The sequence below is a fragment of the Chthoniobacter sp. genome (genome assembly GCF_040003245.1).
Taxonomy (GTDB): Bacteria; Verrucomicrobiota; Verrucomicrobiia; order Chthoniobacterales; family Chthoniobacteraceae; genus Chthoniobacter.
The window spans coordinates 1-5,279 of sequence record NZ_JBDUCX010000348.1 but is presented as its reverse complement, the minus strand read 5'-3'; the positions used below and the strand labels follow the sequence as shown (position 1 = coordinate 5,279).

Below are 5,279 nucleotides of genomic sequence, written 5' to 3'. Positions count from 1 at the left end.
TTTCCATCATCGCTGATTTCCTTATTTTGTGGTCCAGAAATCTCGCGCACCTCAATGCTGCCGATGAGCAGCGGCCTGATTTCCGCCAGTTGTTCCGCAGTGGCCCGTGCGATACTAAATCCCGGAACAAATTCCCTTGGTAGGGCAAAGGGAATTATCAGGTTGCTGAGGATATGAACGAAGGCCATGCCAAAGGATGATCGTTGCGCGATGGGACGCGGAAAGTCAATCTTCGCACCTAAACCACATCAAAAACGGGAATAGGGTCAGGTCAGGGAATAAGGGTCAGGCGACAATTATTGACAGGCTGTCAGAAAGTGTCGCCTGACACCCATTTTCCCAGGAGTATTTGGGACATGGTGGATGTCCGGGCAGACTTTTTGGATCAACGCAGGCCGCGAGGCTTGGTGCGTTGGTCGAGGGCGGTGCTACCTTCGTACATCCAAGCGCCTGAGATTGGCTTGGCCTGGCGGGCTTGCATGGCTTCGTTACGGCGCTCGATGGTCTTGGGATCCGGGGTGCTCGCTTGCGCGATGGCGGGGGTCGGGTAGAGCACTGGCTTGAGCGCCTGGGTAACTGTAGGTGCTTGGCGGGTGAGGGCGGACTGGTGGGTGAGGGCGGACTGGTGGGTGAAGGCCAGCCAGGCGAGTGTTCCGACGACACCAACGAGGAGGATCGTTTTCATACCGTGACTCATTCAGTGAGTACTCGGACGGGAGCGGGTCAAGGTGTATTGAGCGGCGGTCACGTGGGCTTTTGGCGCTTGGGTGAGGTGATGCTGGTCATCGATGAGGTCATCCGAGAGGCCGGTAACATACGTCAACGCGATGGGTCATCATCGGCGCGCAGCGCCCCATCTGCGGGAGATCATCATTGCGATGCTGAAACCGTGATCGAGTTCAAGACGAAGTTAGCGCCATTGAAGCTCTGGGAATCCAGTTCCTTCCGGATGGCGACGTCGACGAGTTTGCCCTTGGCGTTGGCGACGGTCGCGGAGAGATGCGCCGGAACTCTGAATAGGATTCCCTGAGTCAGGGTTCCGTTCCTGGGATCTTTCTTGGGCGCAGCGTAGGTAAGTCCCCAATCTCCGGAGATGTCTTGCTCAATCGTGCCCCTCTCTATGAGAATTCCCGAATAGAGTTGGCGAAACTGAATCAGTCGGAGCGGATAGAACGCCGTAGCCCAGAGATGGGAAAGCGAGCTGCTCCGCGTGACGAACGGCTGTCCGAGATGATAGACGGCGCAGTATCCGATGGCGACAAACAGCGGAGCGATGAGGGTTCTCTTCATGATCGTGCAGTGAAAATGGCGATCTCGCAGTGCGTCGCCGGCTCTAGAATGGCGGCGGGCTCTTCTTCCGAAAAACGAAGCATAGGACCCAGACGGCGACGACTCCGAAGCCGACGATCTGGCCGATTGTTTCGCTGATCGTCGCCTCCTTCTCCGGCGTCAGTTGCCCTTTCAGCGCGATGTCGGTGAGATAGATGCCGCCGCCGATGCAAAGGGCGGTCAGCACGACGGAGATGAGGATGGCCCGCAGCCACCATTGCAGAGGGCTCTTCATGCCCGCGATCATTGTGGGAGTAAGATGCGCTGTCACGTCTCTTGTGGGATCTTCGAATCTGCCGGGGAAATAGGGAGCATGCGTTTCGCCTGGCCCCCATTTCTGACCGCATTTTCATTTCCACCACTCGTTTTCATCCGCACTTGCATCCCGCAGAAGACATGCGGCTGACGCCGGGACGGTTGGAGTGTTCGGTTTGGGGGATGAACCCCGGGTGGTCGCTCGCCAGCTCGCTCGACCCGGGGCTAATCTCTTTGACGCCTCCGGCGTCGGTCGGCGATTCCCGTCCTTGATTCGGCAAGGTAGCTCGCGCCTCGCAACCTTGGGCGGATAGATTAAACGCCGCTGGCGTTTGCCTGATTCCATCCGCCAAAACATGCGGCCTGAAAAGGATCTGAGGTCATGCCTCGGCGTCGGACCGCAAGGGGGTCGATGGGGACGACACGCCGGCCAAGGGTTGCTGAAGTGGATTCTGCAGGTAGTTCGATCGCCGAAAGAGCAGCGCGATGCCCAGAAAGGTGGAAAGAAGCGGAATGAACGCCAGGACGATCCACCCCGCTCCCATGCCGGTGTCCCGAATGCGCGGCAAGATGACGAAGAGGGCGGCATAGAGCAGCGTGAGGATCACGGCCAGGATTTCGATCGGAGTTCCCGACGACACATCCTGATGGAGAAAGAAGAGAAGGCCATTGCAGAGGAGTGTGCGAACGAAATAGGAGAGCCGGGCGAGGCGTTTCGGAAACAGCAATTCGATGACGATGCGCATGGGAGTTGTCTTCGGGGAATTAGGCCGCGTTACATCCCGGTTTTGCCAGTTTGCAGAATTGCCGAGGGACTTTCGGTCCGCGCTCCGTGTCGCAACAGGATTACTTCCGCGTTTTCTTCCGCTCTTTGCTGAGTGCGCGCAGTTCGCTCAGCAAATTGCCGCCATCGGGGTTCCAAAAGTTGACGAAGATCCAATGCCCATTCTCTTGTTTGACCTCGGCGATGATGGCGGGCTTTTTGTCCTTCTTGCCCCCGAGCACGTCGTAGATCTCGACCCGGAACGCGCCGTTTTTGGAGGTGATATTCCCGAGCAGGCAGCGGTCGATATCCGACTGGCTATTGAGGAAGGGGTCCCAGTCGAGGCCGACGATTTCGCCGGGGGACTTGGACGACGCGATCATATCCTCTTTCAGCGCCTGCAGGAGTTCGGCACTGAAGGCGGAGCTTTTCTTTTTGATGGCGATATTGCTCGCGTCTTCGGAGTGGGTGTGGTGCGTCATGGGGACATACCATTCGTAGAACTCCTGGACGAATTGACGGGGTGAATCCTCGGCGCGAAGGGTCTGGGCGCCCGCGCTGAAGGCGAAGAGGGCCAGCGCCGCAATGATGGGTTTCAAGGTCATAATGGGAAGGTCGCAAAGGATTGGGGATGAGCGCCCGTTTTCAATGCGAAACTTGCGAGGAACAATAGGCACTGATCGATTACGAAAGCCTCAGTTGCTGACGATCTCCGTCCTTTGCGCGGCACCGACGGCGCGGTGCCCTCCAACGGCTATTTCTTCCCGGTTGGGCCGAGCTCGGTCAGCGTCAAATCGGCAAACCACGCGGTACCGGTCACGGGACGGGCGTAGACGCCCAAACTCGGTCCGACGCGGATCTCATTCGGGGTTTTTGGGCTGGGGGTGAAATCGAAAGTGACTTTCGTCCAGGGCGTCGTTTTTTGGATCGAGGACGTCATGTCGAGCGACATGCCCAGCATCAGGACCGCGCCGTCCCGGCCGGGTTTCACCGGCTCGACATCCTTGGTCTTGATGTAGCCGGAGAGCCGGTAGCGGGCCTTCGACGACTTTCCCTTCAGGATCTGGCGCACGAAGGAGTGATCGCCCTCGACGTTGTCGATCCGCAGGGTGGGCTTCCCATCGTGAAGCTCCTCGGTGTCGATGGACATTTTCCCGTGTTTCGAAAAGGCGATGAGTTCCCAGTGGTCGAGGCCGTGCTCAAAGTTGCCGTTGACCAGGAGGTTCTTCTCCTCGGCCTTTGTAGTCCATGGGAAGGCGGTCGTGGGGGCGGCGTGAGGAGACTCCGCGTGGATGGTGGCCGCGGGGAGCACGGCGAGCAGAAGGAGGTGCAGGGATTTCAGCCGGGATTTTCCGATGGGCTTCTTATTCATGGGGGTGGGCGATTTGTGGCGATTGTGGGCCGGACTAATGGTGAGGCGACGTTTAATGCGCGAAAAGGCATGTCCGGTCAGCGGCGGAACCGCGCGGACATCAACTCCAGGAAGGCGCTGGCGGCGCGGCCGAGGGAACGTTGCCGGGGCCAGATGGCGAGGATTTTTCGCTCGGGTCGCGGAGACTGGAGGGAGCGATACTCGAGGGTTTTGGGACGCTTGAGGCGGGCGGCCATGGCGGGGATGAGGGAAAGGCCCAGGCCGGCGGCGACGAGGGCCTGGATCGTTTCCAGTTGGGCGCTGCGGAAGCTGATGGTGGGCTTCATGTCGCGCTGCTCGCAGAAGCCCAGGACCTGGTCGCCGAGACAATGGCCTTCTTTCATGACGATCAATCGTTCGCCTTTGAGGGCGGCGATGGGGATGGTGCGCCGGCGAGCCAGGGGATGGGCCTGGGGCAGGGCGAGCAGCAGTTCCTCGGCAAAGAGTTCCCTGGTCTCGAATCGGCGGTCATCCAGCGGATTGCTGGCGAAGGCAAAATCAATCTCGTAGGTCGCGAGGTGCTTGAGCAACTGCGCGGTGGTGTCTTCCTGGATGACGATCCCGACGCCGGGATATTTGTGGGCGAAGGCGCCGATCGTCTCGGGGAGAAGATACGGCGCGATGGTGGGCAGGACGCCGATGGTGAGGGTGCCGGACAAGAGGCTGCGGGCATGGGACGCCTCACGCAGGGCGAGATCCGCTTCCTCGAGGATGCGGACGGCGCGGCGGAGGAAGGCTTCGCCGTGGGAGGTGAGCTTCGTCTGGCGCTTCAGGCGGTCGAAGAGGCGCTCGCCGAGCTCTTCTTCGAGTTTTTGAATCTGCTGGCTGAGCGAAGGCTGCGAGACGCGGCAGTGCTCGGCGGCGCGGGAGAAGTTTCCCGTGCGGGCGAGGGCGACCATGTAACGGAGCTGATTCATTTCCATAGGCAGGGCCTATGATAATGAAAGGAAAATAGTATTTCAACGATGGTTCCCGATCTGGTCTGATAGCGGCCATCCCCATTGCCCTTTGCGGCCAAGACCGACCGCGGGCTCCCGAATTCAACTCAACCGTTCAAACCAAAAAATCCTATGTCCACCGAAGCCAAATGCCCCTTCCATCACGTCGCCGCGGGCGGCGGCACGTCGAATCGCGATTGGTGGCCGACCCAGTTGAAGGTCGACCTCCTGCACCAGCACTCCTCCAAGTCCGATCCGATGGGCGCGGACTTCAACTATGCGGAAGAATTCAAGAGCCTGGACCTGGCGGCAGTGAAGAAGGAGCTCGCGGCGCTGATGACCGATTCGCAGGACTGGTGGCCAGCGGATTTCGGCCACTATGGACCTTTGTTCATTCGCATGGCGTGGCACAGCGCCGGCACCTATCGCACGGGTGATGGTCGCGGGGGCGGGGGCCGGGGGCAGCAGCGGTATGCGCCGCTGAATAGCTGGCCGGACAACGTGAGCCTGGATAAAGCGCGCCGCCTGCTCTGGCCGATCAAGCAGAAGTATGGCCGGAAGATTTCCTGGGCCGACTTGATGA

9 protein-coding genes are annotated in these 5,279 nt (G+C 59.7%); 1 reads left to right on the top strand and 8 read right to left on the bottom strand.

Annotated features, from left to right (window positions below; genetic code table 11):
* From ABJF10_RS29110 to ABJF10_RS29075, 8 genes are all read right to left on the bottom strand, one after another.
* On the bottom strand, nucleotides 1-188 hold a 188-nt coding region (locus ABJF10_RS29110; RefSeq protein WP_348548113.1), incomplete at its 3' end, for a hypothetical protein.
* A 197-nt stretch (nucleotides 189-385) separates the two neighbouring features.
* The gene (locus ABJF10_RS29105; protein WP_348548112.1) at nucleotides 386-685 is read right to left on the bottom strand and encodes a hypothetical protein; all 300 of its coding nucleotides are present in this window, start codon (nucleotides 683-685) and stop codon (nucleotides 386-388) included.
* Nucleotides 686-870: 185 nt separating this feature from the next.
* Nucleotides 871-1,290 carry a hypothetical protein gene (locus ABJF10_RS29100; RefSeq protein ID WP_348548111.1) on the bottom strand — a complete coding sequence of 140 codons (420 nt, stop codon included), beginning with the start codon at nucleotides 1,288-1,290 and terminating at the stop codon, nucleotides 871-873.
* A 43-nt stretch (nucleotides 1,291-1,333) separates the two neighbouring features.
* Nucleotides 1,334-1,564 carry a hypothetical protein gene (locus tag ABJF10_RS29095; protein WP_348548110.1) on the bottom strand — a complete coding sequence of 77 codons (231 nt, stop codon included), beginning with the start codon at nucleotides 1,562-1,564 and terminating at the stop codon, nucleotides 1,334-1,336.
* 400 nt (nucleotides 1,565-1,964) lie between these two features.
* Entirely contained in the window at nucleotides 1,965-2,330 is a 366-nt protein-coding gene (locus ABJF10_RS29090; protein ID WP_348548109.1) for a hypothetical protein, read from the bottom strand.
* Nucleotides 2,331-2,430: 100 nt separating this feature from the next.
* Nucleotides 2,431-2,952: a DUF3828 domain-containing protein gene (locus ABJF10_RS29085; protein ID WP_348548108.1), complete on the bottom strand. Its 522-nt coding sequence runs from the start codon at nucleotides 2,950-2,952 to the stop codon at nucleotides 2,431-2,433.
* A 149-nt stretch (nucleotides 2,953-3,101) separates the two neighbouring features.
* The gene (locus ABJF10_RS29080; RefSeq protein ID WP_348548107.1) at nucleotides 3,102-3,719 is read right to left on the bottom strand and encodes a carbohydrate binding domain-containing protein; all 618 of its coding nucleotides are present in this window, start codon (nucleotides 3,717-3,719) and stop codon (nucleotides 3,102-3,104) included.
* Between the two features lie 77 nt (nucleotides 3,720-3,796).
* A complete protein-coding gene (locus tag ABJF10_RS29075) occupies nucleotides 3,797-4,675 on the bottom strand; it encodes a LysR substrate-binding domain-containing protein (RefSeq protein ID WP_348548106.1) in 879 nt (292 codons plus the stop codon).
* A gap of 153 nt (nucleotides 4,676-4,828) precedes the next feature.
* Here ABJF10_RS29075 and ABJF10_RS29070 point away from each other — a divergent pair.
* Nucleotides 4,829-5,279 (top strand): peroxidase family protein (locus ABJF10_RS29070; RefSeq protein WP_348548105.1); only part of this gene is annotated, 451 nt, incomplete at its 3' end.

Bases quoted from the DNA above. Each gene is read 5' to 3' on its own strand.
- ABJF10_RS29105 (WP_348548112.1), bottom strand. From the start codon at position 685: ATGAAAACGATCCTCCTCGTTGGTGTCGTCGGAACACTCGCCTGGCTG.
- ABJF10_RS29100 (WP_348548111.1), bottom strand. From the start codon at position 1,290: ATGAAGAGAACCCTCATCGCTCCGCTGTTTGTCGCCATCGGATACTGC.
- ABJF10_RS29095 (WP_348548110.1), bottom strand. From the start codon at position 1,564: ATGAAGAGCCCTCTGCAATGGTGGCTGCGGGCCATCCTCATCTCCGTC.
- ABJF10_RS29090 (WP_348548109.1), bottom strand. From the start codon at position 2,330: ATGCGCATCGTCATCGAATTGCTGTTTCCGAAACGCCTCGCCCGGCTC.
- ABJF10_RS29085 (WP_348548108.1), bottom strand. From the start codon at position 2,952: ATGACCTTGAAACCCATCATTGCGGCGCTGGCCCTCTTCGCCTTCAGC.
- ABJF10_RS29080 (WP_348548107.1), bottom strand. From the start codon at position 3,719: ATGAATAAGAAGCCCATCGGAAAATCCCGGCTGAAATCCCTGCACCTC.
- ABJF10_RS29075 (WP_348548106.1), bottom strand. From the start codon at position 4,675: ATGAATCAGCTCCGTTACATGGTCGCCCTCGCCCGCACGGGAAACTTC.